The following is a 1069-nucleotide window of genomic DNA, read 5'->3' on the forward strand; positions in this document are numbered from 1 at the left end:
CTCTCTGATGTCAGTTACTACTTCAGGTAGCCGATCCCAGGGAATGGTAGTAGATGCTATTTTGAGGTCCAGGAGTGCGGCAGCGGTGGCCGTGAACTCTCCCTTAGGGCTAGGGGTGAGAGTGCCGGAGACTTTGAAGCCATTCTCGAGAACTGCAGATGTCTTGCTCTCCCAAGACAGATATCTGCTTCGAAACACCGCAAGCCCGCCACTTTCTTTGGGCGTGGCGTTCAATATTGCCTCACCGTCAGCCTTGGCGGCGGCAAGTTGAATGCGAAGCTCGCTAGCGGGGCGGGAGAGTTCTACGGATCCCATGGGTGATTCAACCCTCCTCAATTACCGCATCTAGCCAGCCCTTGAGGGCGGCAAGATGAGCGTAGGCTTTGGCCCCGTCTCTGGCCGCCTCGATGATCGCATGAGCGCCAACGCCAGAGGCTTTTACCGGGGGTGCCAGGCGCTCCAACTCCGCCTTCAGACCCTCAGGGACGGAAGACGCAACCTCGTCCCGAAGCGCGTTGTAGGTGAGGGGCAATCCGTGCGCGGACTCCTCGGGGACTGCCGAGAGGGCACTGGATACGGCGCTTCTGAGGCGCTTCAACTTGGCGACGTCAACTTCAGTCATGACCACAGTCTCTACCAGATTTCGGGGCATGCGTCCTGCGGAGGGCGAGCCAGGTAAGGGGATGTGTTGCCCAGGAGTCTGTGCAGGGCCTGTTGTGTGTGCACAGGCGACGAGGAGAACGCTCCGTCTGACGAAGTCCGCGTTGCGGACGTTGCTTCCACATTGGTAACCCCGCCTATCGTCTAGGTTTCGTTTCTCACGAGCCGCTGCCGGGACCTTCGAGGCTTGGGATGGTGGTGGCTCCTCGAACCGTTTTCAGGCTGCGGGGGGCGAAGCTGAATGTCACCAGCCCCCGCGCAGCCAAGTAGTGGATGAGCCGGTTCTGCTGGGAGCGGGACCAGTGGAAGTTCTCGGCGAGCTCCGACCACAGCGGTCCTTCACCGTGCTGGGCCCAGAAGTTGTCCACCCACTGGAGGATCTCTGTCTCTTGTTCAGGGGTGATGAAAG

At 60.1% G+C, this 1069-nt stretch carries 3 protein-coding genes; all 3 read right to left on the reverse strand.

Annotated features, from left to right (window positions below; translation table 11 throughout):
* On the reverse strand, positions 1–315 hold a 315-nt coding region (locus AB0N07_RS51970; protein WP_365848106.1), incomplete at its 3' end, for a hypothetical protein.
* A 7-nt stretch (positions 316–322) separates the two neighbouring features.
* Positions 323–622 (reverse strand): hypothetical protein, encoded by a 300-nt coding sequence (locus tag AB0N07_RS51975; protein WP_158491803.1) that lies wholly within the window; start codon positions 620–622, stop codon positions 323–325.
* Between the two features lie 196 nt (positions 623–818).
* Positions 819–1069: hypothetical protein (locus tag AB0N07_RS51980; RefSeq protein WP_365848108.1), on the reverse strand; the 251-nt coding region annotated here is incomplete at its 5' end.

Source organism: Streptomyces sp. NPDC051172, from assembly GCF_040682555.1.
Lineage (GTDB): Bacteria > Actinomycetota > Actinomycetes > Streptomycetales > Streptomycetaceae > Streptomyces.